The organism is Flagellimonas allohymeniacidonis, assembly GCF_004296335.1.
In the GTDB taxonomy this organism is placed as follows: Bacteria; Bacteroidota; Bacteroidia; order Flavobacteriales; family Flavobacteriaceae; genus Flagellimonas; species Flagellimonas allohymeniacidonis.
In genome coordinates this window covers 1745605-1771094 of the sequence record NZ_SGIU01000001.1, presented here as the reverse complement: position 1 = coordinate 1771094, position 25490 = coordinate 1745605, and the positions used below count along the sequence as shown (strand labels likewise).

The 25490-nt window shown below is 41.4% G+C and carries 28 protein-coding genes and 2 tRNA genes; 14 read left to right on the top strand and 16 right to left on the bottom strand.

Going from position 1 to position 25490, the window contains the following annotated elements:
* Positions 1–218: 218 nt before the first annotated feature.
* Complete coding sequence (locus EW142_RS08240) at positions 219–1361, bottom strand: acyl-CoA dehydrogenase (protein WP_130612294.1); 1143 nt, start codon at positions 1359–1361, stop codon at positions 219–221.
* 236 nt (positions 1362–1597) lie between these two features.
* Here EW142_RS08240 and nhaD point away from each other — a divergent pair, with 236 nt between their 5' ends.
* From nhaD to EW142_RS16980, 11 genes are all read left to right on the top strand, one after another.
* The gene (nhaD, locus tag EW142_RS08235; RefSeq protein WP_130612291.1) at positions 1598–2983 is read left to right on the top strand and encodes a sodium:proton antiporter NhaD; all 1386 of its coding nucleotides are present in this window, start codon (positions 1598–1600) and stop codon (positions 2981–2983) included.
* Positions 2984–3041: 58 nt separating this feature from the next.
* The gene (locus tag EW142_RS08230; RefSeq protein WP_130612288.1) at positions 3042–3734 is read left to right on the top strand and encodes a MotA/TolQ/ExbB proton channel family protein; all 693 of its coding nucleotides are present in this window, start codon (positions 3042–3044) and stop codon (positions 3732–3734) included.
* A gap of 12 nt (positions 3735–3746) precedes the next feature.
* Positions 3747–4133: an ExbD/TolR family protein gene (locus tag EW142_RS08225; RefSeq protein ID WP_130612285.1), complete on the top strand. Its 387-nt coding sequence runs from the start codon at positions 3747–3749 to the stop codon at positions 4131–4133.
* Positions 4133–5011: an energy transducer TonB gene (locus EW142_RS08220; RefSeq protein ID WP_130612282.1), complete on the top strand. Its 879-nt coding sequence runs from the start codon at positions 4133–4135 to the stop codon at positions 5009–5011. Before EW142_RS08225 ends, EW142_RS08220 begins: the two co-directional genes overlap by 1 nt.
* 4 nt (positions 5012–5015) lie before the next feature.
* Entirely contained in the window at positions 5016–6227 is a 1212-nt protein-coding gene (locus EW142_RS08215) for a bifunctional folylpolyglutamate synthase/dihydrofolate synthase (RefSeq protein ID WP_130612279.1), read from the top strand.
* 72 nt (positions 6228–6299) lie between these two features.
* Positions 6300–6374 (top strand) — tRNA-Val (locus EW142_RS08210).
* Positions 6375–6692: 318 nt separating this feature from the next.
* Positions 6693–7397 carry a GTP cyclohydrolase I FolE gene (folE, locus tag EW142_RS08205; RefSeq protein WP_130612276.1) on the top strand — a complete coding sequence of 235 codons (705 nt, stop codon included), beginning with the start codon at positions 6693–6695 and terminating at the stop codon, positions 7395–7397.
* A gap of 20 nt (positions 7398–7417) precedes the next feature.
* Positions 7418–7948, top strand: a complete 531-nt coding sequence (locus EW142_RS08200) for a glutathione peroxidase (protein WP_417935769.1) — start codon at positions 7418–7420, stop codon at positions 7946–7948.
* A gap of 25 nt (positions 7949–7973) precedes the next feature.
* A complete protein-coding gene (locus EW142_RS08195; RefSeq protein ID WP_130612270.1) occupies positions 7974–8378 on the top strand; it encodes a DUF2452 domain-containing protein in 405 nt (134 codons plus the stop codon).
* Positions 8378–8767: an alkyl hydroperoxide reductase gene (locus EW142_RS08190; RefSeq protein WP_130612267.1), complete on the top strand. Its 390-nt coding sequence runs from the start codon at positions 8378–8380 to the stop codon at positions 8765–8767. Before EW142_RS08195 ends, EW142_RS08190 begins: the two co-directional genes overlap by 1 nt.
* Positions 8760–9128 carry a DoxX family protein gene (locus EW142_RS16980; protein WP_130612264.1) on the top strand — a complete coding sequence of 123 codons (369 nt, stop codon included), beginning with the start codon at positions 8760–8762 and terminating at the stop codon, positions 9126–9128. Before EW142_RS08190 ends, EW142_RS16980 begins: the two co-directional genes overlap by 8 nt.
* A 90-nt stretch (positions 9129–9218) precedes the next feature.
* Here EW142_RS16980 and EW142_RS08180 read toward each other — a convergent pair.
* From EW142_RS08180 to EW142_RS08160, 5 genes are all read right to left on the bottom strand, one after another.
* Positions 9219–9293: transfer RNA gene (locus EW142_RS08180), tRNA-Val, on the bottom strand.
* A 27-nt stretch (positions 9294–9320) separates the two neighbouring features.
* Complete coding sequence (locus tag EW142_RS08175) at positions 9321–9731, bottom strand: 6-carboxytetrahydropterin synthase (protein ID WP_130612261.1); 411 nt, start codon at positions 9729–9731, stop codon at positions 9321–9323.
* 153 nt (positions 9732–9884) lie between these two features.
* Positions 9885–11315: a RagB/SusD family nutrient uptake outer membrane protein gene (locus tag EW142_RS08170; protein ID WP_130612258.1), complete on the bottom strand. Its 1431-nt coding sequence runs from the start codon at positions 11313–11315 to the stop codon at positions 9885–9887.
* 12 nt (positions 11316–11327) lie between these two features.
* Positions 11328–14348: a SusC/RagA family TonB-linked outer membrane protein gene (locus EW142_RS08165; protein WP_130612255.1), complete on the bottom strand. Its 3021-nt coding sequence runs from the start codon at positions 14346–14348 to the stop codon at positions 11328–11330.
* Between the two features lie 437 nt (positions 14349–14785).
* Positions 14786–15235: a helix-turn-helix domain-containing protein gene (locus tag EW142_RS08160; RefSeq protein ID WP_130612252.1), complete on the bottom strand. Its 450-nt coding sequence runs from the start codon at positions 15233–15235 to the stop codon at positions 14786–14788.
* 237 nt (positions 15236–15472) lie between these two features.
* On the opposite strand from EW142_RS08160, the gene cls reads away from it, so the two are divergent.
* Positions 15473–16885: a cardiolipin synthase gene (cls, locus tag EW142_RS08155; RefSeq protein WP_130612249.1), complete on the top strand. Its 1413-nt coding sequence runs from the start codon at positions 15473–15475 to the stop codon at positions 16883–16885.
* Here the strand turns inward: cls and EW142_RS08150 are convergent.
* The 7 genes from EW142_RS08150 to EW142_RS08120 all read right to left on the bottom strand — a co-directional run bounded on the left by EW142_RS08150 (position 16869) and on the right by EW142_RS08120 (position 22144).
* The gene (locus EW142_RS08150; RefSeq protein ID WP_130612247.1) at positions 16869–17885 is read right to left on the bottom strand and encodes a 2-hydroxyacid dehydrogenase; all 1017 of its coding nucleotides are present in this window, start codon (positions 17883–17885) and stop codon (positions 16869–16871) included. The genes cls and EW142_RS08150 overlap by 17 nt on opposite strands.
* Positions 17860–18540: a hypothetical protein gene (locus EW142_RS08145; RefSeq protein ID WP_240740177.1), complete on the bottom strand. Its 681-nt coding sequence runs from the start codon at positions 18538–18540 to the stop codon at positions 17860–17862. Before EW142_RS08145 ends, EW142_RS08150 begins: the two co-directional genes overlap by 26 nt.
* 6 nt (positions 18541–18546) lie before the next feature.
* Positions 18547–18990, bottom strand: coding sequence for a hypothetical protein (locus tag EW142_RS08140; protein ID WP_240740176.1), 444 nt, complete (start codon positions 18988–18990; stop codon positions 18547–18549).
* Between the two features lie 129 nt (positions 18991–19119).
* Positions 19120–19524, bottom strand: coding sequence for a hypothetical protein (locus tag EW142_RS08135; RefSeq protein WP_130612244.1), 405 nt, complete (start codon positions 19522–19524; stop codon positions 19120–19122).
* 10 nt (positions 19525–19534) lie between these two features.
* A complete protein-coding gene (locus EW142_RS08130; RefSeq protein ID WP_130612241.1) occupies positions 19535–20383 on the bottom strand; it encodes a universal stress protein in 849 nt (282 codons plus the stop codon).
* Positions 20384–20442: 59 nt separating this feature from the next.
* Positions 20443–21291, bottom strand: a complete 849-nt coding sequence (locus tag EW142_RS08125; RefSeq protein WP_130612238.1) for a universal stress protein — start codon at positions 21289–21291, stop codon at positions 20443–20445.
* Between the two features lie 10 nt (positions 21292–21301).
* Positions 21302–22144: a universal stress protein gene (locus tag EW142_RS08120; protein WP_130612235.1), complete on the bottom strand. Its 843-nt coding sequence runs from the start codon at positions 22142–22144 to the stop codon at positions 21302–21304.
* Positions 22145–22265: 121 nt separating this feature from the next.
* Between EW142_RS08120 and trxA the strand changes: the two genes are divergently transcribed.
* Together trxA and EW142_RS08110 are read left to right on the top strand one after the other, a co-directional pair.
* Complete coding sequence (trxA, locus tag EW142_RS08115) at positions 22266–22562, top strand: thioredoxin (RefSeq protein WP_130612232.1); 297 nt, start codon at positions 22266–22268, stop codon at positions 22560–22562.
* Between the two features lie 96 nt (positions 22563–22658).
* Positions 22659–22928 carry a hypothetical protein gene (locus tag EW142_RS08110; protein WP_130612229.1) on the top strand — a complete coding sequence of 90 codons (270 nt, stop codon included), beginning with the start codon at positions 22659–22661 and terminating at the stop codon, positions 22926–22928.
* Positions 22929–22933: 5 nt separating this feature from the next.
* On the opposite strand, the gene EW142_RS08105 is transcribed toward EW142_RS08110, so the two are convergent.
* From EW142_RS08105 to EW142_RS08095, 3 genes are read right to left on the bottom strand one after another with little or no spacing between them, the layout of a single operon-like run.
* The gene (locus EW142_RS08105; protein ID WP_165395241.1) at positions 22934–23731 is read right to left on the bottom strand and encodes a universal stress protein; all 798 of its coding nucleotides are present in this window, start codon (positions 23729–23731) and stop codon (positions 22934–22936) included.
* 31 nt (positions 23732–23762) lie between these two features.
* Positions 23763–24611: a universal stress protein gene (locus EW142_RS08100; protein WP_130612223.1), complete on the bottom strand. Its 849-nt coding sequence runs from the start codon at positions 24609–24611 to the stop codon at positions 23763–23765.
* Between the two features lie 10 nt (positions 24612–24621).
* Positions 24622–25476, bottom strand: a complete 855-nt coding sequence (locus EW142_RS08095; RefSeq protein WP_130612220.1) for a universal stress protein — start codon at positions 25474–25476, stop codon at positions 24622–24624.
* Positions 25477–25490 lie beyond the last annotated feature (14 nt).

Sequence of the window (25490 nt, the reverse complement as noted above, 5' to 3'; positions counted from 1 at the left end):
TGCATATGCTAAAAATTGGGAATGTTAAATTGAGATTATGCTAAAATCAAGGATGCGTATTGGAGAGATAACAAAAAAACGGGGGTCCTAACAAATAATTCCTATGAGGAAAGTCTTATTCCCCATTGGAGATAACTTTTTTTATAAAAAAACACAACTTAAAATAAAACACCCCCACCAAAAGGAGGGGGTATTATCATTATAAAATGGATTATTTTTTAATCTCTAAGAATACTTCTGGAAATAACGATTTTTTGAATTTCCGAAGTGCCTTCATAAATCTGGGTGATTTTGGCATCTCGCATTAAGCGCTCCACATGGTAGTCCTTTACAAAACCATTTCCTCCATGAACTTGAACGGCCTCAACGGCTGTTTCCATGGCGACTTCAGAAGCGTACAGTTTAGCCATAGCGCCAGAAAGGTCATAATTGTTACCGTTGTCCTTGTCCCAAGCGGCCTTATACACCAAATGTCTTGCCGCTTGTATTTTAGTGTGCATATCGGCAAGTTTAAATGCAATGGCCTGGTGATTCATGATTTCGGTACCAAAGGCTTTACGCTCCTTGGAATATTTTTTGGAAAGCTCATAAGCTCCGGCCGCAATGCCTAGAGCTTGTGCTGCAATTCCAATTCGTCCGCCGGCCAAGGTCTTCATGGCAAATTTAAACCCAAAACCATCTTCGCCAATTCGATTTTCTTTAGGAACTTTTACATCATTGAAAATCAAAGAATGGGTGTCACTTCCCCTGATTCCCAATTTGTTTTCTTTGGGCCCTATTTCGAAGCCATCCATTCCTTTTTCTACAATAAAGGCGTTTATTCCTTTATGGCCCTTGTCGATATCGGTTTGGGCGATTACCAAATAAACTTCGGCGGTTCCACCGTTGGTAATCCAATTTTTGGTGCCATTGATTACATAATGATCTCCCTTATCAAAAGCAGTGGTCTTCTGGGAAGTGGCATCGCTACCAGCTTCGGGTTCTGAAAGACAAAAAGCCCCGATAATCTCTCCCGAGGCCAAACGTGTTAGGTGTTTTTGTTTTTGCTCCTCCGTCCCATAGGTTTGCAATCCCCAACAGACCAAGGAATTATTTACGGATACTATAACAGATGCCGATGCGTCTACCTTGGACAACTCTTCCATCACCAAAACATAGGAAAGGGTATCCATTCCGCTGCCCCCATACTTTTCCTCCACCATCATGCCCATGAATCCCAATTCCCCCATTTTTTTCACTTGTTCTTCGGGAAAACGCTGTGCATCATCCCTTTCAATAACCTCGGGCAATAAATCGGTTTCTGCAAAATCACGAGCTGCTTGTTGTATCATCAACTGCTCTTCCGAAAGTGTAAACTCCATAAAATTGTGAAATAGTTAAAAATGGAATACAAATATAGCTTTAAGATGGTGAATTTTCAGAAAAAACTGCTTCTAAATGCGAATGATTTAATCTTTTTCTAATGCAAGGGTTGGAGCTCCAAAAAATCGGCATTGATATTTATTAAGATTAGATTATGTGGGAAATTTCATTTTGAATATCTTTAGCTGACTAGACCATTTTCTGGCATAACTAACAACTAAATAACCAACTGAATATGGAAACCCTTCTGATTGTCATCTTTGTACTTGGATATCTCGCCATAACACTGGAACACAATCTTAAAATCGATAAACTTATTCCCGCTTTGGCCATGATGGCCGTTTTATGGGCCTTAATGGCATTCGGAATAGATGGTTTTTCTGGGTGGTTCGATTCTACAAAACACGCCCTTCTTGAAAATTTTGGGGCTTTGGGCCATGAAGAAAAGATGCACATTCTTGAAGAGACCTTGCTGCATCATCTTGGAAAAACATCAGAGATATTGGTGTTTTTGCTTGGTGCCATGACCATTGTGGAGATTATTGATTACTTCGATGGGTTTGCCACCATAAAGACCTTTGTAAAGACCAGAAGCAAGAAAAGGATTCTCTGGATTTTTGCTTTTTTGGCCTTTATTCTTTCTGCCATTATTGACAACTTGACAGCCACCATTGTATTGATTTCCATTTTGCAGAAAATTGTTAAGGAAAGAAATGCAAGATTGTGGTATGCAGGTTTGATTGTTATTGCGGCTAACGCAGGTGGGGCCTGGTCTCCAATTGGGGATGTAACAACAACCATGCTTTGGATTGGTAACAAAGTCACTACCGTGAAACTTATAAGCTATCTACTGGTTCCATCGCTACTATGCATGTTGGTGCCTACCTTTATAGCATCATTTTTACCAGCTTTTAAGGGTGAAATAGAGTCAGATGCAAGTGAACCGTCCAAGTCAAAATTTGGGGCCAAGATGCTCTACTTGGGCTTAACTGCCATTGTATTCGTTCCAATTTTCAAAACTGTCACGCATTTACCACCCTACGTGGGTATGATGCTGTCTTTGGCAATTGTAGCCACTTTTGCTGAAATCTATAGTAGTTCAAAAATCACCATTTCTTCAGTGGACCCGGAAAGTGATGCGGGATCACACCATAGTCCAGTGCATAGCGCATTGACCAAAATTGAACTGCCAAGTATTCTATTCTTTTTGGGAATTTTGATGGCAGTTGCCGCCCTGGAATCGCTAGGGTTGCTTTTTAACTTTGCTGAAGGTCTTAAACAAGGAATGCCTCTGCTGGGAACCGAGATTGCTGGAACTCAAATTTCCGACCTCGTGGTCATATTATTGGGAATAGGTTCAGCGGTTATTGATAACGTTCCTTTGGTGGCTGCTAGTTTGGGCATGTTCTCAGAAACAATGGATAATCCTTTATGGCATTTTATTGCCTATTCTGCGGGTACAGGGGGAAGTATGTTGATCATCGGCTCTGCAGCGGGTGTTGTAGCGATGGGGATGGAAAAGATTGATTTCTTTTGGTACCTCAAAAAAATAGGATGGTTGGCATTCCTCGGATTCATTGCCGGAGCCATTTGCTTTATTGGAATGCGTTATTTCTTCTAAAAAATACTTAACTCGTAAAATCTCCGTTATTATTGCAACATAAATTTGGGGATTTTATATGAACATTTATCAAGATTTAGATCCAAGTACGGAAATAGGTGTGCCCATTTCTGAGGAAAAGACACTCTCTGTAATTGATTTGATTGTTAGCGGCGGTGCGGGAAGTATCGTGATTATCATTGTACTTTTTGTCCTTTTGTTTGTCGCTCTTTACATCTACTTTGAAAGAATTTTTGCCATCAAGGCAGCTTCCAAAATTGACAAAAATTTCATGAATCAAATTCGTGATCATGTCATGAGTGGAAAGCTTGAAGCCGCACGTTTATTATGTGCACAGACCGATTCTCCGGTGGCCAGATTGACCGAAAAAGGAGTTTCCCGAATTGGGAAGCCTTTGGACGATATCAACACCGCCATTGAGAATGCTGGTACCCTTGAAGTATATAAACTGGAGAAAAACGTGAGCGTTTTGGCCACCGTGGCCGGTGCAGCACCCATGATTGGATTCTTGGGAACGGTGATTGGTATGATTTTGGCATTTCACCAAATGGCATCGAGTGGAGGTCAGGCCGAGATGGGTTTGTTGGCATCGGGTATATACACAGCGATGACCACTACTGTAGCTGGACTGGTTGTTGGTATTATTGCTTATATCGGATATAACCACTTGGTGAATAGAACCGATAAGGTCGTTCATAAAATGGAGGCCAATGCCGTTGAGTTTTTGGACTTGTTGAATGAACCTATTTAATCTGGTTCCTATATGAAATTGAAAGGAAGAAATAAGGTAAGTCCTGAGTTTAGCATGTCATCAATGACAGATATAGTATTTCTGCTATTGGTCTTTTTTATGCTTACCTCCAATGCTCCCAATGCGTTGGATTTGCTTTTGCCAAAAGCAAAGGGAAAATCTACCAATACCCAAAATGTTTCGGTGACGATCAACAAGAACCTGGAATATTTTGTAAACAACGAACAGATTAGCGCAGAATACATTGAAATTGAATTAAAAAAAGCACTTGAAGGGCAAGATAAGCCTACCATTATCCTGAGGGCAGAAGAAAATGTGGCCATTAAAGAAGCAGTTAATGTTATGGACATTGCCAACAGGAACAGTTACAAGGTTATCTTGGCCGTGCGGCCAAAATAATGGCGTTATTAGATACGAGACACAAGAAAAAATCCTTTACACTTACCACTTTGTTGCTAAGTGTTCTTCTCTTATTGCTTTTTTACATCGGACTTACTTATATGGATCCCCCCATAGAAAATGGTATAGCCATTAATTTTGGCACGATGGATTTTGGTAAGGGAGAAGTTCAACCGAAGGAAAAAGTAAGATCACAACCTAAAGAGGAGGTAGTAAAGCCTATTGAGGAGGTTATTCAGGAGACCGTCCCGCAACAACCGGCAGAAGATAAACCGGTGGAGAAAGTACTCACCCAAGATTCGGAGGAAACCATTAAGATAAATCAAGAACGAGAGGCAAAACGTCGTGCGGACGAGGCAGCAAAGAAAGCCAAGGCAGAAGCGGAACGGATAAAGAACGAAAAAAGGAGAGCCGAAGAACAAAAACGAAAAGAGGAAGAGGCAAAAAAACGCAAGCTGGATGCATTAATTGGAGGGATTGGCCAGTCTGATGGCACTACTTCTGGTAGTGAAGGAGATGATAATCAAGCTGGGGACAAAGGTAGCCCAGAAGGGAATCCGTATGCCACCAGTTCTTATGGGGCGCCTGGAAGTGGCAGCGGCACTGGAGGCTATGGACTGAACGGACGTAGCTTGTTAAAAAAGGGGAAAGTACAGCAAGATTGTAATGAAGATGGAAGAGTTGTGGTTCGAATTGTGGTTGACCGCAATGGGAAAGTTATTAAGGCTACCCCTGGGGTCAAGGGTACAACAAATAATGCTCCATGTTTATTGGATCCAGCCCGAAAGACCGCCATGCTTCATCGATGGAACTTGGATTCCAACGCACCTTCACAGCAGATTGGTTTTGTAGTGGTTAACTTCAAGCTGGGCCAATAACATTATGACCTACCAAGAAACCATAAGTTGGATGTTTGCCCAACTTCCCATGTACCAAAAAAAAGGTGCTGCTGCTTTAAAGCATAAGCTTGACAATATTTTACACTTTTCTGAAGTTCTTGGAAACCCCCATCGGAAGTTCAAAAGCATTCATGTGGCAGGCACCAATGGCAAGGGATCTTCAAGCCATATGTTGGCTTCGATTTTACAGGAAGCAGGATACAAGGTCGGTCTTTATACCTCACCACACTTAAAAGATTTTCGAGAGCGTATCAAAATCAATGGAAAACCCATTGGCAAGGATTACGTAAAAGATTTTATTAAAGCACAAAAACCTTTTTTAGAAGCAAATGAACTTTCCTTTTTTGAAATGACCGTGGGAATGGCTTTTACCTATTTTGCCGAAGAAAAGGTTGATATTGCCATAATTGAAGTAGGACTGGGTGGTCGATTGGATTCTACGAACATCATACAACCCGAAGTATCCCTGATTACCAATATTGGGTATGATCATATGGAACTCTTGGGGAACACTCTTGAGAAAATCGCATTGGAAAAAGCAGGAATCATCAAAGAGAATACCCCTATTGTAATAAGCGAAAGACAATCTGAAACAGAGGGAATCTTCCGGTTGATAGCTGCTCAGAAGAACTCAGAAATTGTTTTTGCTGAGGATTTGGACTTGGAAACTTATCCAACGGACCTTTTGGGGGATTATCAAAGAAAAAACATGACCGGTGTGCTAGCTGCAATTCAGATGCTGAAAGGATTTGAAATTTCCAAAAAGGATGTCAAAAAAGGACTATCGCGTACTGTAAAGAACACAGGGATTCTGGGAAGGTGGCAAGTTCTTGGAAAAAAACCCTTGATGGTTTGTGATACGGCCCATAATCAAGAAGGACTAATGTCGGTGATGGAACAAGTTGGGCGGCAGAAGTATAAAAAACTTCATTTCGTTCTAGGTTTTGTAAACGATAAGGAGTTGAAGAAGCTTCTGAGGCGATTCCCGCAACAGGCGGAATATTACTTTGTTTCACCAAATATTCCCAGAGGTTTGGCCGTGGAAGAATTGGAATCGATAGCCAAGGAAATAGGTTTGTATGGCACGAGCTTCAGTTCGGTGGCCAAAGGTTTTAAGGCTGCAAAAGCCAATGCTTCTAAGGAGGACTTTATCTATGTAGGTGGCAGTACTTTTGTTGTGGCTGAGATTGTTTGATATTTTCAAGAGTTTTTGTTTTGGTAAACAAAAAATGACATTATATTTGCACTCCCGTTTAACAAATGGAACGGGCTCTTAGCTCAGTTGGTTCAGAGCACCTGCCTTACAAGCAGGGGGTCACTGGTTCGAATCCAGTAGGGCCCACATCAAAAGAAAAACCTTCGCTTATTCGGTGAGGGTTTTTTTGTTTCCATTAGTCTGCAACAAGTTGCCCGCATCTCCCAGGGTTTGTCCATTTTCATTTTTTCCTCTAGAAGGTTTGCTTACGGGAAGTCCAGATTAGAATATGGCATTTTGGATTGAATTCGGAGTCCGAAAATCGCTATTTCTGTACTTCTTGTAATTTTGTTTAAACTTTAACAAAAAGTATTAAACAAAATAGATAGTTTTACCTAAATGAGTTTTTGGGAAGAACTTTAACGGTCACCCAAACCTTATTGAACGTAACGACAAACAAGTTTTATGAAAAATCAAGACATACTATTGGATAATCTTATTGATTCAGGGGAATTGCTGAACGGTTTCTCCCACGAGGAAATAGGGGATGAGCATTTATATACAGGTATTGAAACACCTATGAAGCCTGATGCTTTTAAGCTTACCGATAAGGAAAAAAAGGAAAGCATTGCTCAATTGTTCGCTCAAATTATGGATGTGATGGGACTCGATTTGAATGATGATTCCCTTAGAGGCACTCCCATGCGCGTGGCCAAAATGTACATTGAAGAGATTTATTCTGGCCTTAACCCTGCCAATAAACCTAAGGTAGCCCTGTTTGAAAACAAATATCAATACAATCAAATGTTGGTGGAGAAGGACATTACTTTCTATTCCAACTGCGAGCATCATTTTGTTCCCATTATTGGCAAGGCGCATGTGGCCTATATCTCCTCAGGGAAGGTTATTGGGCTTTCTAAATTGAATCGAATTGTGCAGTACTTTGCAAAGCGTCCTCAAGTTCAGGAACGTTTGACCAATCAAATCGCTGTGGAACTTCAATCTATTCTTGAAACCAAAGATGTAGCCGTAATTATTGATGCCAAACATTTATGTGTTTCATCGCGTGGAATAAAGGACAACACTTCGGCAACCGTTACGTCTTTTTACGGGGGACAATTCAATACTCCAGAAAAGATTCAAGAACTTTACAATTATATCAACAACTAAACGAAACACTATTGAAATTTCTGGATTCCATCAGCAAAAAAGCTTTTCAAACGAGCTCAACAACAGACAGCGGAGCCAAGAAGGAACTTTACGATATATCCATCAATGGTTTGGATGGTTCCCTTATCAACTTATCTACTTTAAAAGGAAAATTCATTCTTTTTGTCAACGTGGCTTCCAAGTGTGGTTTCACCAATCAGTACAAGGACTTGGAACGTCTGTATAAGGAGTATCAAGACCGGCTTATGATTGTAGGGCTGCCTTGTAATCAATTTGGGTCACAAGAACCAGGTTCATCCGAGGAGATTCTATCTTTCTGCGAAAAAAACTATGGTGTAAGCTTCTTAATGACCCAAAAAGTCCAGGTCAAAGGAAAGGCTCAGCACCCATTGTACCAATGGCTCACCCAAAAAAGTATGAACGGCAGGTCCAATAGCGCGGTTCGTTGGAATTTTCAGAAGTACTTGGTAAGCCCAGAAGGCACTCTCATTGATTATTTTTACTCAACCACAGGACCTTTGAGTTCTAAAATCACCAAAAACTTGGTGTAGTTTGGGTATTAATTCAAAAGAGCTTATGAAGGATAAAAAGCCCGATAACGTAGTATTCAATGAGGAGCAGGGTAAATACGATGCTGCCTTAAAACCCTATGCCACCAATGTTGGTGCACCTGTAATAAAAATGGAAAATTTGGCGCCTTGGAAGAATAAGGGTGTAGGGATGGTAAATGCGGCAATCACTGCTGAATATGAGGAGATAAGGCAAAGGTACCAAAACCTACAAGAGCGGTTTGAGTACAATAACCTTGTTTATTCAGCCAAATTTAGCTTTCAACCCTTGGTCGGGAATACCTATCATTTGTATAAGAATAAAAAAGACGAGCCCTTTTTATCTATTTTGACCCCGGAGGAGTGCAATTTTGATCATATGGGCAGTTTTCGATTGGGTTCGGATTATGTTTGGGAGAAACTTGAGTTGTAATGAAGCTGACCCTAAGACTAGCAGCAATTTATAATACATTGTGGGGCTCTTGGGTTATATTTTTTCCCAACCATTTTTTTGAGCTTGTGGGTATGGAGCCCTTAAATCATCCAATGGTATGGCAGGGCATGGGCATGGTGATTGGAGTTTATGGATTGGGATATTGGTGGGCTTCATACAATCCTTTGGTACATTGGCCTATTGTTGCTGTTGGCTTTTTGGGAAAAATTTTCGGACCATTGGGATTTGTGTTCAATTACATCCACGACATTGTTCCATTTGAGTTCATTTATACCTTAATAACCAACGATTTCATCTGGTGGATTCCCTTTTTTCTTATTCTACGGAAAGTCCATATTGAAAGGAAATGGGCTTTGAGCCATGCGTAGGTTGACGTTGTACACCCTGTCGGTGTTTTATTTCGTTGCTGGGGCCAATCATTTTCTTCATCCAGATTTTTACTTGGGGTTGATTCCAGATTATATACCTTTTCATGTATTCACGAATTATATGGTCGGAGCCTTAGAGTTAATCTTGGCCATGATGCTTTGGTTACCGAGAACTAGAAGGATGGGCGCATGGGGTATTGTCTTATTGTTGGTCTTACTTGTTCCTTCGCACGTTTATTTTATTCAGGTAGGTTCTTGTGTTCCCAATAGCCTTTGTATTAAAGAATGGATTTCATGGTCTAGACTTCTTATAGGTCAGCCCCTTTTAATTTGGTGGGCATGGGGGCTTAGGAACGTCTAACTTTCGAAGAAGGCTCAAAAATATATCCCGTATTTCGAACAATTCAACTTGGCAAAATAAAAAAACCTCGATTTTTTCGAGGTTTTTTAGTGGGATATACTGGATTCGAACCAGTGACCTCTGCCCTGTCAAGGCAGCGCTCTAAACCAACTGAGCTAATATCCCAAAAGGGGGTGCAATATCGTAAAATTGTTACCAATCTCCATATTCTGCCGAATTCTTTTGGGTTTCATGCAGGGTGATGTGCAACAATTGTGGTTCCTTGAGTTTGGGTTTTAGAATATCATAAATGACTTTTACAAAGTATTCCGTTGTTGGGAACAAATCTGAGAATTCCGGACAATCCTCATTTAGATTTTTGTGGTCAAATCTTTCTTCAATTTCTTCTTTGATAAGCTTTCCCAAATGGGCCAAATCCATAACAAATCCTGTGTCTGGATCTATAGGACCTCTAACCCGAACCTCTAGGTCAAAGTTGTGCCCATGGTAATTTGGACTATTGCATTTTCCAAATACCTCAATGTTTTTCTCATCGCTCCAATCTGGATTATGCAGTCTGTGTGCAGCATTGAAATGGGCTTTGCGACAAATAGTGGCAATCATTTATCCGTAAAGATTTAAGAAGGCAAAGTTAATCATATCCCTTGTTAAAACCTACCTAACGCAAAACGGGTAAGAGCAAAAAAGGCAAGAGCTAAAACAAAAAAACCGCCATCACAATTTTGTGATGGCGGCTGACTATCAAAAATTCAAATATTAGAAGTTTCCAGGATTTTGAGTGATGTTAGGATTATTCGTGAATTCATCCTCAACAATCGGAAAAATCACCTTATTGGCCCCAGGAGCAGACTCGGGTCCACCTCCAGGTCTCAGGTTCCTGTTGTTTCTCAAAAGGTCCATTCTTCGGTGTCCCTCAAAACAAAGTTCCTTTCTTCTCTCGGTCAGTATACCGTCCAAATCAACAGATAACAAATCTGGAAGACCCGCACGGGTTCTCAAGAGATTGATGTCATTCAAGGGAGTATCACCCACTGAAGTTCCTGCTCTCAAATTGGCCTCCGCACGAATAAGGTACATTTCAGTGATCCTTAAGATCATTCCGTCGGATGCATTGTTTATGATATCAGGATATTTGGTTGTAAAGAAAGTGGCATTCCCGCCCGCATCCGTAGCTGGTGTGGAAAGTTCATCAAATCTTCTATCATCGGTAATTGTATCACCCACTGCAAAACCAAAATCGGCCAAAAGATCTGCACTGAAAGGTGCATCTCCCCTTCCTCCTGGCGCTGCGTTGTAAAAGTTGGTATAGACCTCATCCGATACAGTCGTTTCTTGAGGACCATCAGTGGGTGTATTGATTGCCACAAAGATGTTCTCAGAGGAACCAGGGTTATTATCGTAGAAATCATAGTCCGAAGCCAATGTATACTCCCCTGAACCGATTACCTGGTTGGCAAAATTGGCAGCATCATTAAATTGATCTCTGTAGAGGTACAATCGTGCCAAAAGCGCTCTGGCAGATCCTGCCTCGGCTCGAACACCATTATCTTCAGGCAAATTGGCAACGGCATCCAACAAATCCTGCTCAATAAAGGCGTGCACCTCGTTCACCGTGGAACGCTCCAACTGGAACTCGGCGATGTCACCACCCTCGAAAGGCTGTGTCACAATAGGTACCCCCAAATTGCTCCCTCCGGAAAATTGGAAGGGCTGGGCGAACCAGTTCACCAAAGTAAAATAAGTCAAGGCTCTTAAGAACTTGGCCTCTGCCACCAACTGCGTTTTGGTCGCCTCGGTCAAACCGGTCACATCATCGACACTAACCTCTGGCAAGTTCACAATGACGTTGTTGGCCGCACCAATCAATTGATATCCATCAAGCCACACGTTATCCACAGTGGTATTGGTAGCCAAAGTCTCGAATTGATCTACTTCCTGTAGGGACGGGAAACTTCCCACGAAGTTCACATCATCCGCCATAAAATCCCCCATCAACTGTGGGTTACCGTTCAAGTCACCACTCTGGTTCAAACTGTAGATACCTACAACCGCACCATTGATAGTGGCAACACTACCAAATACCGTGTTTGAGGCCACATTGTCCTCCGGTACCACGTTCAACTGGTCCTCGCATGAGATAAACATGCCAAGACCTAGAATCAATGCTAATACTTTTATCGTTTTCATATTTATCTTTTTTTAAAATGTTAACCTTGCTCCGAATGAATACAACTGGGCCTGCGGGGCTGTAAAGAAGGATTCCCCTTGGAACAATGGGTCAATGTCATCGGTCACCTCTGGGTCAATTCCATCCATTTCATCTGCCTTGATGGTGAACAGGTTGGTCGCGGTGACATAGAACCTAACACCACTGAAGATGTTGCCCAAACGCTCCAGAGCTTTCTCTGGAAGGCTGTAGCCCAAGGTAACGTTCTTCAACCTCAGATATGAAGCATCCAATTGCTGCTGTGAGGACCTTTGGTTGAACAGGTTGAACGTGGAACTTGTAGGACTTGGCAGGAAGGCATTGTCACCTGGCTGCCTCCAGAAGTTCAAATTCTGTCTCCTGATGTTCACGATACCACCAATGGCATCGTTACCATCTGCAAATCGTAGACCGTCGATGACAACCTCGTTACCGTAAGAGTAGTTCATCAATACGGAAAGGTCAAAATCAAAGATCTTGAAGGTGTTGGTCATACCCCCAGAGAAATCTGGAAGTGGACTACCGGTAACTACCCTGTCACCTGAACCTGGGTTTGTTGTAATATTTCCATTGACATCCAACCATTCGGCATCACCGGTCTGTGAGTTCACCCCAACATAGCGGATCAAGAAGAAGTTGTTGAGCGGCTCGCCCTCGATGGCCCTTTGGATTGGACCATCAATGATTCTTCTTCCTTGCAAATCGGTAGCTGCATCCTCGTTCAATCTGGTCACCTTGTTGTCAATAGTGGTCAGGTTGAAGTTGGTCCTCCATTCAAAGTTCTCTGAGCTTACGTTGATGGTGCTCAACTCAAACTCCAGACCTGAGTTCTCCATTTCACCAATGTTTCTACTGATAAAATTGAATCCAGTCTGAGGAGGAAGGGTCTGCTGCAATAGAAGATCACTTGTGGTCTTCTTGAAGTAGGAAGCATTGAAATTGATCCTTCCGTTCAACCAAGTGGACTTGATACCGATGTCCAAGGTCTCACTCTCTTCCCATTTCAGATCAGGATTCTCAGGTTGGCTAGGTATTACCCCAGACTCCCCATTGTAATCCCCAATAGGACCAGCGTTGAACAGACCCAAGGATGGGAAAGATCCCAAACGGTCGTTACCCACGGTTCCGATACTGGCTCTTAATGATAAGAAGTCCAAGAAGCTCACGTCCTCAAGGAAGGATTCCTCGGAGATGATCCAACCCGCTGCTGCGGACCAGAAGTAACCGAAACGGTTGTTCGCCCCAAAACGTGACGAACCATCACGTCTCACGGACCCTTCCACAAGATATTTTCCTTTGTAATCATAGGAAACCCTCGAGAAAAGACCAAATAAGCGCGCAGGGTTCCTGTCTCCATTCAATACCGTAGGTGTTGAACCGGAGCCAAGGTTCCTCAAACCGTCGGTCAAGAAACCTGTGGAGGAAACATTGGATCTTGTATTTAAGGTCTCCTCGTAGTTAAGACCGACAAGAACTGTCAAACTGTGGTCATCATTAAAGGTATTGGCGTAGTTCAAGGTCTGGTTGGTCAACCAACGATCATCATTTACAAAAAGCTGCTGTGCAAAACCACCAGGAGAGTTGAACTCTGCATTTCTGATAAACTCCTCCAAGGTCAATTTATCGATACCGAATTCAGACCTCCAAGTAAATCCTGGGAAAGGTGTGATTTCCGTAAAAGCGTTTCCGATGACACGGAATGTCTTCAGCTCATCTGTATTTAAAGCCACCCTAGCAAAAATGTTCGGGATAAAGGATCCTGATTGTACAAAGTTGCCATCGGCATCAAATGCTGGTACAACAGGACTCTGTAGGAAGGCCGTGGTGAAAGGTGCGTTGATGTTGTTCTCAACACCTACCCTGTTCAATCGGTTGTTCGTAACACCTAGGTTCATACCTGCCTTCAACCAATCGGTCACCTGCGTATCGATGTTGATACGGGCACCGGCCCTTTGCTGGTCGTTCCCAATGATGAAACCTTCAGAATCTTGAAAGTCAAGACCAAAGAAGAAGGAGGTCTTCTCGCTACCTCCTCGAACCCCGAGGTTATAGTTTTGGGAAACCCCTGTACGTTGTACACCTCCAAGCCAATCCGTTCCGCCGGAACCAATAGCACCTAGATTGAGGTCTTCTGGGGAAACCGTTACACCTCCATTTTGGATGGTGGCCACTTCAGACTTGAACTGACGGAACTCGTCCGCGGTCAAAATGTCCGGTACATCGGTGGATTGCGAAAATTGAGTGCTGACATCTAGGGTCACAGTGGTCTTTTCACCTTTTCTACCTTTTTTGGTGGTGATTAACACAACCCCGTTCGCACCCCTGGAACCATAGATGGAGGTCGCACCCGCATCCTTAAGAACCGTTAGCGACTCGATGTCGTTCGGGTTCACATAGGAAAGTGGGTTGATACCTGTGTTACCCCCTCTGTTTAGTGTATTGGTTTCGGTATCCGTGATTGGCACCCCATCGATAACGATTAGGGGCTGGCTACCAGAGTTTATGGAGTTCACACCCCGTACCCGGATTACCGCTGCAGAACCAAGAACACCAGAGGCATTTACAATCTGCGTACCCGCGGACTGTCCCTGAAGCAACTGATCGGCGGAAACCACTTGAAGGTTCTCAATGGCCTCCTGCTTTACGATACCCACGTTCTGGATTATTTTCTTCTCCTCCTGGTTACCGTAACCAATGACGACCACCTCTTCCAAGGCTTCCGCATCCTCCTCCATTTGCACGTCAATGACGTTACTGGCACCTACCGTCCTTCTCACGGTTTTTTGTCCCAGATAGGTGAAGAGCAGGATTTGACCCTCGCTGGCAGAAATTGAATAGTTTCCGTCAAAGTCGGTCTGGGTCCCCGTTGTTGTACCCTGTACCACAATGTTGACCCCGGGTAGTGGAATGCCAATTTGGTCAATGACCGTACCCGTAATTGTTTTTTCTTGGGACAATACCGTTGTAGTACACAACAGTAGGGCAAGGGTCCCAAACAGTTTCAATACTTTCATAGAGTTAAAAGTTTTGTTAGTAATTAATGAGTTAGCGCAACTGAGAAAGGTAGGCGGGAGAAGGGGTCTGATAGCTAATTCAAATAATACTCCCTAGTACGAAAACAAAACTTAATGGAAAGTTTAATATTTAATAGGTAGTAAGGCCTCTCACCGCCTTACCTTTACAATTGCAGTTGCAAAACAACCAGATACCATAGTTTGATAAGTACTTTTAAAACGGGAAGAACTCTAAAAAAAGTCGAGCCCAACGGGAAGAACTCTTTTTAACAAATATTTATTCGCGTGTTAGGATTTATTATTAACCTATTTACTTAAGGGATAAGAGGTTACAATAGAAATTGCTGCACTTTGTGGATAGCAGAAAGGCGAAATGGATACCAGTCCATTCCTTTTTTTGCAATAAGTGCTGGGCAAAACAAGTAAATAAGGAAGGTTTAGGATGCGTATTTAACCAGATTTCGAAAATCATTAGGGCTCAAACCCGTTTCCTTTTTAAAGGCACTATAAAAGCAGGTTTTGCTGTTAAACCCAACTTCGTACATTACAGCTTTTACGCTGATTTCGGGATTGTTGGCAAGCATATGTTTAGCTTCCCGTATCCTGTAATAATTCAATAATGAATAAAAGTTGCGAGTCAAATGTTCGTTAAGGACTTGCGATACTTTGTAACGGTCCCGATTGATATGGGTGGAGAGAGCGTTCAACCCAATATCGTTGTCTTTGTAGATTTTGTCCTTTTCAAAAGCCCATTTGATTTTTTCCTTGATGTCCATGGCCTGTTCCATGGTTAGTCCTGACTTCTCATATTTTGAAACCAGAACAGGAGTTGGATGGTAGCTTTTGTGCTGTGCTTTTGAGAAAAGATTAAAGAAAAGTCCTCTCATGGCGCCCCGTTTTTGATTAAGTTGTAGTACTAGTTACCATAAAAGCCTAGTACTCTGGTTCTTTCCGATAAGGATTACCGTAAGTATAAGTCGGGAGGGTTTACCCTTACCATATATATTAGGCTCGCATTTCGCCAAAGGCTTGATAATGAATGACCCTAATCATAATTCCAAGTCAACGGATTTAGTACATTGATCTTTGAATACTTCAAAGGCATGACAATTTAAAGGAATCAAATGGCGCTGCTAACTATATTTCTGGTCCTATACGTCATAATTGCCATCTCTTTGATATTGGGACTTTTGGTCAATGGAGTACGCCCTTCAAAGACCCTCGCTTGGCTGCTTGCCATTTTTACAATTCCCGTTGGTGGTATTTTACTGTACCTTCTTTTGGGAAGAAATCGAAGAAAGAACAAGATTCTTAAGAAAAAAGACGTTTCATTCAAAGGTGCATCCAAAACATGGGGAGGCATTACCCAAAAAGATAATCTGAAACATAGACGGATCATAAATTTAGTGGGCAAAAACTGCGGGTTTTTCCCGCTAGAGGACAACAAAGCTATTTTGCTCAAGGATGGTAAAACCACCTTTCAATCCATTTTTAACGCATTGGAAAATGCAAAATCATATATCTACTTACAATACTACATTTTTGAAGAGGGAGATCTAGCAGATAGATTGTTGCAATTGTTTCAGTCTAAAGTAAAACAAGGTTTGAAAGTGCGAATGATTTATGACAGCATTGGAAGCTATACCTTAAGTAAAAAGTATATAAAAGGACTTAAATCTGCTGGTGTGGAGGTATTTCCGTTTCTGCCATTTCGCTTTGATAGATTCTTATCCGCATTGAACTATAGAAACCATAGAAAAATAATTATCGTTGATGGTATTCATGGGTTCACCGGCGGTATCAATATTTCTGACAAATATTTGAAAGGAGATCCAGATCTTGGAATTTGGCACGATATGCATCTACAAATAACAGGCCCTGCCGTTAGTCAACTTGAGGAAGTTTTCCTTTCTGATTGGTTTTTGGTAAGCGAAGAACAGCTACAATTGAATGATGTTAAGGAATTCAACCTTGCAGACTCTGAGGATTTCGTACCGATACAAATAGTCTCAAGCGGCCCCGAAGATGATTTTGCCAATATTCAACAGACATACTTTTCAATGATTACCTCAGCAAAAAAATATCTTTATATCACTAACCCCTATGTAATGCCGGGTCCTGAAATACTTCATGCGCTACAAACCGCATCTTTGAGTGGGGTTGATGTTCGATTATTGGTTTCGGAACGTGGTGACAGCACCATAGTGGATTGGAGCATACGGTCCTATTTTGAGCCGTTACTTAGGGCTGGTGTTCGATTGTTCTTATTTCCTGATGGGTTTTTGCACAGTAAAATCATTGTTAGTGATGATTCCTTGGCTACGGTTGGAACCGCTAACATTGATATGAGAAGTTTTGAACATAATTATGAGGTAAATGCCCTGGTCTACGATGAAGGTTTCGCTGAAAAGCTAAAGCGGGATTTCTTAAAAGACTGCTTAAATAGTATCGAATTGGATTACGACCAGTTTAAACAACGAACCTGGATTACCAAGCTTAAGGAAGGGACGGCCAAGATTTTTAGCCCGATTCTTTAGCTTTTTCTTCTTCCCAAAGCTCGTTTTCACAAACCTGTCCGAGTTCCCAGGCATCTATATTCGAAATAGTGGTCTGGGCAAGATTTCTGAGCGCCTCTCGCGTCATAAAAGCTTGATGTGGGGTAAGCAATACATTGGGTAATGAAATCAATGTTTTTAACAACTCATCCTTAACTTCCTCCGATTTGTTATCTCTAAAGAAAACACCTTTTTCACGTTCATAAACATCTGTGCCATAAGCCGCAATTTTGTTTTCTTTCAATGCTTTGATTAGGGCTTCTGTGTGTACAAGGGCTCCTCGGGCCGTATTTATTAAAATGGCATTTTTTTTCATGCCGTCTATGAGCTTACCATCAATGATATCATAAGTATTTCGGTCCAACGGAAGGTGCAAACTAATAATATCCGATTTGGCGCATAAGGTTTGCAAGTCTGTATATTGTAGGTCATACGACTTTTTCAGATTGGTATTTTCCACAAGGTCATGGCCCAATAGACGGCATCCAAAACCATGCATAATTTTGGCCATAACAGAACCAATGTTCCCTGTACCTACGATTCCTACGGTCTTTCCATGTAAATCGAATCCCATGAGGCCATTCAACAGAAAATTATGACGCTGCACTTGTTGATTTGCGGGGATGATCTTTCTATTCAAAGCCAAAAGAAGGGCAACAGCATGTTCCGCAATGGCATGGGGCGAATAATTGGGTACATTGGCAACTCGCAGGCCATACTTTTTTGCTGCTTCAAGATGAACATTGTTATAGCCGGTAGAGCGAAGTGTAATGAATTTAACCTCTAGGTTCTTCAAGGTTTCCAAGACCAGGGAGGAGGCATCGTCACCGGAAAAAATCGCTATTGCTTGATGACCTATGGACTTGAAGGCAGTATCAATGTCCAGGGGTTCTTTTACAAAAGTAAGTTGATGCCTATTATTATTGGCCTGCTCCAAAAAAGGAATTTCAAATTCCTTAGCGCTGTAGACCAACACTTTCATCGGCGTCCTCGGTTTCGTTTCTGAAAATAATATCTTGTTCCTCCATGGCCAACACTATCAATTTAATGTAGTCCTCGGTTGTTTTTTTAATATCAATGGGGTCTGTGATATCAATGGCCCCTCGCCATATCAACTCTCTTTCCTTATCAATACAAATGCAATACAGGGAGGTCTCCGCATGGTAAACGGTATATTGGTCGTAGTAGTCGGTTTCATAATAAATTTGCTGGTTGCCGAGGTAATCATCTCGAAACTTGCCGTAGAGCTGGTCAAGCTCTGACATACGTCGCCGGAATTTTTTAAAATCTTCTGAACCTACCACCTTAGTGAGCAAAATGGCATCGAAATCTCGTGATAGGAGCAATTGTTCGACTTCATCCAATTCCTCTTCCGTTTTGGCCGTATCCGTGAAAGAAACATCGAAGAGGTCGATACTTCGCATGGCCTCAATATCCCTTTTTCGAAATTCTTTTTTCAATTTGGTCTCAAACTCTACTCGTGCTTCCTCATTTTGGGTCATCCCTACAATTAAAACCTTGCTGGCATCGAATATAACATAGTCGGGATTTTTCCAATTACTGATGAGATGTGCCGAACTGCACCCAAAAAGGAGAAACATTGTGGTCAATAAGGCAAAAGGCTTCATGATTTTCATTTTATGCTAATTAAGGAGTCTTTTCTGTTTTTGTGATTTCATCACTTTCGATAACAATTGAAACAAGCGCTGTTTTATATCGCGATATGCTTCCAGATAATGGTTGATATCAAAAGTGAGGTCGTTATGGGTCTCGATGTAGGCTTTTTCCATTTTTAGTTGGTCAATCTTGTCCAGCATAATTTTCAGAAGCCGCTCGTGAGCCCTTACTTGTTCTATTAATTCTGTAAGGCGCTCCTCGCATTTTGAAAGTTCGGTCACGATTTTTTTGCTTTCCTCAAACACTTTCCTATCTGTAAGCGAGAGGGTATAGGATTGAATCAAATTGTTCAGGAACTTTTGTTCATCTTCGCAAAAGAGCATTTCTGACAACCATCCAAGCGAAGCTTCATGCATTTCATCTGGACTTAACCATTCGATGTATTTATATGATTTTTTCGTACTCATCATCCACCACTAATGTAAATTGAACGGTACCTTATAAAAATGACAACGGTCAGTTTATTGCGAAATAAAGACGACCAGTGAGTAGTGCAGTGTGAATTCTGAATTTTAAATCACCAATTGAACTGAAGGAAATCAGTCTTGAAAGAAGTCTCGGACCAGTGCTCTAACCTGATTGTCGGTCATACTATCCTTTTTTGTTACGGTTTTGACCTTCTCAAAGATATCGGGATAATTATCCTCAAGTTCAATATTGAATTTATCAATCGTGTCAGCCGGTCCAAAAAGAGCAATTTTATTGGCATCCCTCAAGGAAGGTAGAATATTCTTGAAATACGCTTTCATTTGATGCTTTTCCCTTTCCAAGTATTTGCTGTCCTGAACAACATCTTGTGGCCCCCACCTGGTTTTTGAACGAGACCCTCCTTTAGGGTTGAAAAACTCGATTTCTGAGGAAAGCGTTTCCAGAGACTCTTTCCCATTGTCAAGCACCACAATTTTAGCTTTTTCCTTATCCATCCAAATGCCAATATTTTTCATAGTATTCTTTTTAGGTATTATCATTAAGCTCTAAAATGGGCACAGTAGCGTCATACCCCAGACTCTTTACCAACGGGTTCGACAGGATACTTCCAAAGAACCAATGCTTTTTGTTTACAAATACGACCATTTCGCAGTGTTGTTCTTCGATGAACGAAAATACCCCTTCATGAACTTTGACCTTGCTCAAGGTATGGTTTTGAAAATCTGAACCTTGAAGGATTTCTTCTAAAAGGGTTTTGTTGTTCTTTTGAGCTTTATTGAGCCCAGAACCCTTTTCTACATGCAATACATGTATTTGGGCATCATGCAGTTGGGCGATTTCCAATAAGTATTTGAGCTCCCTACGTTTGAAATCGGTTTTGTAATCCGTGGGGAAAACGATTTTCTTGGGAGGCGCATAGTCATAGTTTTCCGGAACCGCCATTACTGGGCATTCCACAATTTTTTCCATGACGTTGACCGTGTTCGTCCCAAATGCAACCTTATCCGAACCGGTAAAACCTTTGGTTCCCATAATTACCAGGTCAATGTCTTTTTTGGCGATTACATTCCGAATTGCTTCTGACAATGAATTGAAGGTGGAAATGGTATGAAACCTATGTTTTGGATTTTCGGCCTGTACCTTTAACAAGGCATTCAATTTTTCAAACCCATCTTCCGATTGCTTTTTGGCTGTTTCGTAGGCGGTGTTACCAGGCTCTGGTACCATCATGTTATCCAAGGTGTACATATTGACCTGGAAGGCGTTTAACAAATAGAAGTCGCACTCCTGATCACTATAAAGTTGCATTCCATACCGAATGGCGTTGAATGCATTCTGGGAAAAATCTGTTGGAATTAATACTCTTTTGTTCATTTTAATGGTTTACTAAGGACTAAGCTATTGGCATTATCATTTCGCAACAATGACAGTTGTCAGTCTTCACTGGGAATCACCAAAAAAGGAATGTTTAAATGTGTTGTTATTTCTGAAATTACGGGCTCACGGATAATTTTTTCCAACAAACTATGTTCGTAGTTGATCATAATCAGTAGGTTGATATTTAGGTCTTCCACAAAATCGTTGATGACTTTTGACTTTTCGGTATAGCGGGGTCTCCAATGTGTCTCAAAAGGTATTCCTTTCAACTCTTTTATAAGCCGTGACCTGTTGGTCTGTTGTTCCTCATCCAACTCCTCTCGCTCATCTACGTGAACAGTATGTATCGTTCCTTCGTGCATTTCTGCGATGTATCGAAGAGGATCCAACACATCTCGCTCAAAGTCTTTCATAAAGTGTGTGGCGAAAGCAATTTTCTTTGGAGGAACGAATTCTGTTTCGCGGGGGACCATGAGCACGGGGCATTTTTCAATTTTCTTGATGGCTCTGACCGTATTTCCACCAAGGAACATTTCTTTGGTCCCCATTTTTCCTTTGTTGCCCATTGCAACAAGGTCAATGTCCAAAGTATGGATAGAGGATAGGATACCCTCTAACATTTCTCCCTTTTTTGAAACCGTCTTAAAAATGTGCTTGGCATTATCCGTATCCCTGTTAATGCGGTGAACCGTCTTCAACAAATCTTCTTGGGATTCTTCGGCCAATTGTCGAATCAATACTTTCCCGCCCTCTTTTAAAAAACGTTGGGAGCGAAGTGCGACATTCTCATTGTAGATATTAAGTATATAAAAAGTACATTTTTCTGAGGCGAATAAGAGCGTGGCATAATGAAGCGCGTTGTAGGCGTCATTGGAGAAATCTGTGGGAAATAAGATATTTTTCATAACAGTACATTTATTTGAAATAGGGGATTACCATAAAGGGAATATTGAGGTGTAAGCTGATTTTTTTGATCACGGGTTTGATAAACAGTTGCTCAAGAAAAGTGTGCTTGTTCATGACCATGACCAATAGATTGACTTTGTTCTTAAGCTGAAATTCGTTGATCCCGGCTATGATCTCGTTATTGTCGATTTCATGGAAAACGTGGGCAATGGGTCGCAGTAATTTTTCCAGGCGGGATTTGTTTTCCTTTTGGAATTGGGTCAATTCGTGCCCTCTTGCAATATGAAGGACTTCGATTCGCGAAACATGTTCGTAGGCCAGATGTAAAAACTCTTTTAATCCCTTTTCTCGATATACAATCTCATAATCGGTAGGGAATAGAATTTCTTTTGGGTTTTCGTACTCGAATCCGTCGGGAACTGCTATAACAGGACAAGTCGCTTTTTTGAGAACATGTACGGTGTTACTACCGAATAAGAGTTCTTTGGCTCCGGTAGCACCCTGTGTTCCCATTACAATTAAATCGATTTCTTTTTCACCGACCATCTCACGAACTTCGTCCACCAACAGGTTCTGGGTCCCGTGCAGTTTGAATTGGTGCATGGGGTTTTTGAAGTTTCCTTCCAACTTGTTCTGTAAATTGGAAAGTTGTTCCATAGTATTTTCATGAAAAAAATCGCCCAGGCCCATTTGCAGGGTATCAGACATAACGTACTCTGTGTGATACACGGGTGGGGTATAGGTATGCATTAGGTAGAAGAGACATGGCTCATCCTTAAAAAGCCTTAGCGCATATTCTGCCGCATTGTATGAATTTTTGGAAAAATCGGTGGGCAGCAAAATTTTTTTCATAGGAGACAGGATGTTAACGTTGTTCCCCAAAATTAGAATTCAACGGTACCATATGCCATGACCGCGGTCAGTTTTGAGCGACTTTGGTTTTTCTATCTTGCTGTAACAAAACGTAGCTACAATGAATTCAAGTTTTTCTAAAATCATCAATTCAAATGAGAGGGTTTTGATTGACTTTTATGCTGATTGGTGTGGTCCCTGTAAAATGTTGGCCCCCATTTTAAACCAAGTGAAGGAAGAACTGGGAGACGATATCAAAATCTATAAGATAGATGTGGACAAGAATCCAAGAATTGCAAACAAATATCAAGTTAGGGGAGTACCCACCCTTTTACTATTTAAAGATGGGAAAACGGTATGGCGCCAATCGGGAGTTCTACAGAAAAAAGACCTTGTTGATGTGATACAAGCACATTGATGTCAAAGCAAGGATTCATGTAATTGGACAACATGACAAAAGTCATTTACTGTTTCGATGCAACATCCTATTATTGACCTTGTAAAGGACTGTGTCATGAAAGCAATAATTCAAATAGAAAGGGAATATTCTCCCAAGGATGAGAGCATGATTGCTAGAAATCTGAGCAGGATAATGGATATTCGAATATTGGATGTGGACCTTAAGTCTGGTAAGATACTTCTGCTCTACAACGACCCTAAGTCCTTGGATATGGCATACCGGGAATTAATGCGAATAGGTTGTCGTTTAAAAATGAGTGCTGATGCGCTGAAAAAATTGTTTAGTCCGCACCGATCTTTCCGCAGTCGCCCTATGTATAGCTGAAAAACCTAGTCCACTTCTGGCAAAACCAAAAAGGGTACTGAAATATCAAACGCAATTTTTTTAATTACCCTGGTAGAGAAAAATTCTTTCCAGAACCCATATCTGTGATGGGTCATGGCCAAGAGGTTTACTTCTCTTTCCTTCGCTAATGAGGTAATGGTTTTTTGTAGGGTGCCTTTTGATGAGATTTCTTCAAAGGCATAGTCGAGTTTGAACAACTTCTTTTTCAGAAGCTGCTTCAACTTCTCTTGGTAATCACTCAAGGTTTTCTCCTCAATGATATGAACCACATCTATTTTTACTTTTAAGTCTTTGGCCAAACCTATGATGGGGGCAAGTTCTATCCGTTCATAATAATGGTCAAAATTTGTGGCGATCATGAATCTGGATAGGGGAGCCAATTCGTAAGCGTCAGGTACCATTAGAATGGGACAATATCGTATGGTTTCTATCATTTTTACAGCCCTACTGCCCATAAAAAGCTCTTTTAGGGCTGAAGAACCCTTCGTTCCCATAACGATGAAGTCAATATCTTTTTTAATGATTAGGGGTTCAATGCCTATGAATAAGGGTTCTTCCAAAAATTGGGGTTCAAAAAGATGTTTAGGGTTCGGTTTGTAATTACGTAGTTCTTCCGTGCTCAATTGAAGGTTTTGTTGAGCTTCCATTTTGCTGCCGCTCTCAAAGGAATGGGCATGCAACACATAAAAAGTAGTTTTTTCATTTTCAAAAAGGGCAACCGCATAGTGCATTGCCTTTAGGGCATTGGCAGAAAAATCAGTGGGTAACAGAATATGTTTCAATAGCTCAATTTTAACAATTCAAACAACAAGATCAAGATAGTTCAGGGAGAATAAGCAGGGGAATCTGAGAATGGAATGCCACTTTTTTCACCACTGGTTCCCTGGTCAGTTTTTCGAAAAATGTATGCCGATAATGGACAATGGCAATCAAATCTGCTCGCTGTTCTTTAGCAAACTCATTGATTCCTTTTGCAAGTTTGGACTTTAGTTCCACATTATTGAAGGTGACATCGAGTTCTGCCAGCCGCTCTGTAAGCATTTTTTTATTGCGTTTTTGCTCGTCAGTCAACGCAAACTCCTGTGTCAGGTAGAGTACTTGACAAGAAGCCTTGCACATTTTGGCAAGTTCTATCAAGGGCATTAATTCATACTTGTCGTAGAACCGGGAGAAATCTGAGGGGAAAATGATTCGCTCAAGTTTTTGGAGATTGAACTCATTGGGAACAAGAATAATGGGACAGTTACGAACGGATTTTACCATTCTAACCGAATTTGTGCCCATAAAAACTCCTTTTGCTCCTGTTGCCCCAAGAGTACCCATTATAATGTAGTCGATATCCTTTTGTTTGCGGTAATCCTGAAGGGTATCCAGTAATTCACCTTTCAATGAGGCGTACTCAAATGAGTGATTGGGATTCGAATGGTTTTCTTGAATATAGCTTTCCATTTTCTCAAGACCCTGCTGAGAAGATTCTGCGAGGGCATCTATAATCATTCCGGTGCGAACATAAGTTCGGGCACCAATTACATTCTTCGGATCTGGATCATAGGTGTTTACCACATAAAAGTTGCAGGAAACGTCCTTGAAAAGTTTCAAGGCGAAAAAAATGGCATTCCAAGAGTTATCCGAAAAGTCTGTGGGCAACAATATATTTTTCATGATAGCATTTTTATTTGTTTATGTCTGCAGTGTCTGGTATTACCAAAAAAGGAACCTCGACATGAAATCCAAAAACCTCTACATTTTGCCTGATCAAAAGGCGTTCAAAGAAGCTATGTTTTCTGTTCATCATTGCTAAAAGTCCTGCATTGCTTTCTTCAAGGTGTTCGTAGACTGCAGTTGGCATTAGGCGGTTTCTGTCCAGCACAAAACGGTGTTTGATATCTTTAATCTTATCGGCAAGCAATTTTTTGTTGGTCTGCTGTGCTTGGGTAAGGTCATCTTCCTCGTTAACATGAAAGACAATGAGTTCAGCTTCCATGGATTTGGTGAAGTCCAGTAAAAATCCCAACTCTTCCATTTTATAGTCGCTCCAGTAATCAGTGGGAAATAGAATGGAATCAATAGGAGTGTAACCATACTTGTTCGGAATGACCAATACGGGGATTTTTGCCTTTCTAAGGGTATGTACCGTGTTGGTGCCCAAGAATATTTCTTTGGCCCCGGTAGCGCCCTGGGTTCCCATAACAATGAGCTCTATATTTCTTTCCCTGGTAACCTCATTTATTTCATCGGTAAGGGTATTGAAGGAAGAAAGCGTATTGTACCGGTGTTTCACGTTGGGGTGGAGCTTTTTGATTCTTTCCAATGTTTTTTCAAGTCCTACTAGGGACCGTTCTACTCCGCTATCGGGAATGGCGCTAAACTCAGGCCCTCCCATAACATAGTCTACGCGATAGAAAGCCGGGGTATAGGTGTGCAAAAAATGAAAAACACATTCTTCTTCTTTAAAAAGGGTCAGAGCATAAACGATTGCATTCCATGCATTATCTGAAAAATCCGTGGGTACCAGTATCTGTTTCATTGATCACTATTTAA

Coding starts and splice junctions, on each gene's coding strand:
- EW142_RS08165 (WP_130612255.1), bottom strand. CDS start 14,348: ATGAAAGTATTGAAACTGTTTGGGACCCTTGCCCTACTGTTGTGTACT.
- EW142_RS08160 (WP_130612252.1), bottom strand. CDS start 15,235: ATGAGAGGACTTTTCTTTAATCTTTTCTCAAAAGCACAGCACAAAAGC.
- EW142_RS08225 (WP_130612285.1), top strand. CDS start 3,747: ATGAAATTGAAAGGAAGAAATAAGGTAAGTCCTGAGTTTAGCATGTCA.
- EW142_RS08170 (WP_130612258.1), bottom strand. CDS start 11,315: ATGAAAACGATAAAAGTATTAGCATTGATTCTAGGTCTTGGCATGTTT.
- EW142_RS08135 (WP_130612244.1), bottom strand. CDS start 19,524: ATGAAAAATATTGGCATTTGGATGGATAAGGAAAAAGCTAAAATTGTG.
- EW142_RS08130 (WP_130612241.1), bottom strand. CDS start 20,383: ATGAACAAAAGAGTATTAATTCCAACAGATTTTTCCCAGAATGCATTC.
- cls (WP_130612249.1), top strand. CDS start 15,473: ATGGCGCTGCTAACTATATTTCTGGTCCTATACGTCATAATTGCCATC.
- nhaD (WP_130612291.1), top strand. CDS start 1,598: ATGGAAACCCTTCTGATTGTCATCTTTGTACTTGGATATCTCGCCATA.
- EW142_RS08190 (WP_130612267.1), top strand. CDS start 8,378: ATGAAGCTGACCCTAAGACTAGCAGCAATTTATAATACATTGTGGGGC.
- folE (WP_130612276.1), top strand. CDS start 6,693: ATGAAAAATCAAGACATACTATTGGATAATCTTATTGATTCAGGGGAA.
- EW142_RS08230 (WP_130612288.1), top strand. CDS start 3,042: ATGAACATTTATCAAGATTTAGATCCAAGTACGGAAATAGGTGTGCCC.
- EW142_RS08120 (WP_130612235.1), bottom strand. CDS start 22,144: ATGAAAAAAATTTTGCTGCCCACCGATTTTTCCAAAAATTCATACAAT.
- EW142_RS08220 (WP_130612282.1), top strand. CDS start 4,133: ATGGCGTTATTAGATACGAGACACAAGAAAAAATCCTTTACACTTACC.
- EW142_RS08095 (WP_130612220.1), bottom strand. CDS start 25,476: ATGAAACAGATACTGGTACCCACGGATTTTTCAGATAATGCATGGAAT.
- EW142_RS08150 (WP_130612247.1), bottom strand. CDS start 17,885: ATGAAAGTGTTGGTCTACAGCGCTAAGGAATTTGAAATTCCTTTTTTG.
- EW142_RS08100 (WP_130612223.1), bottom strand. CDS start 24,611: ATGAAAAATATATTGTTGCCCACAGACTTTTCGGATAACTCTTGGAAT.
- trxA (WP_130612232.1), top strand. CDS start 22,266: ATGAATTCAAGTTTTTCTAAAATCATCAATTCAAATGAGAGGGTTTTG.
- EW142_RS08175 (WP_130612261.1), bottom strand. CDS start 9,731: ATGATTGCCACTATTTGTCGCAAAGCCCATTTCAATGCTGCACACAGA.
- EW142_RS08110 (WP_130612229.1), top strand. CDS start 22,659: ATGAAAGCAATAATTCAAATAGAAAGGGAATATTCTCCCAAGGATGAG.
- EW142_RS08125 (WP_130612238.1), bottom strand. CDS start 21,291: ATGAAAAATATCTTATTTCCCACAGATTTCTCCAATGACGCCTACAAC.
- EW142_RS16980 (WP_130612264.1), top strand. CDS start 8,760: ATGCGTAGGTTGACGTTGTACACCCTGTCGGTGTTTTATTTCGTTGCT.
- EW142_RS08140 (WP_240740176.1), bottom strand. CDS start 18,990: ATGATGAGTACGAAAAAATCATATAAATACATCGAATGGTTAAGTCCA.
- EW142_RS08145 (WP_240740177.1), bottom strand. CDS start 18,540: ATGAAAATCATGAAGCCTTTTGCCTTATTGACCACAATGTTTCTCCTT.
- EW142_RS08195 (WP_130612270.1), top strand. CDS start 7,974: ATGAAGGATAAAAAGCCCGATAACGTAGTATTCAATGAGGAGCAGGGT.
- EW142_RS08240 (WP_130612294.1), bottom strand. CDS start 1,361: ATGGAGTTTACACTTTCGGAAGAGCAGTTGATGATACAACAAGCAGCT.
- EW142_RS08215 (WP_130612279.1), top strand. CDS start 5,016: ATGACCTACCAAGAAACCATAAGTTGGATGTTTGCCCAACTTCCCATG.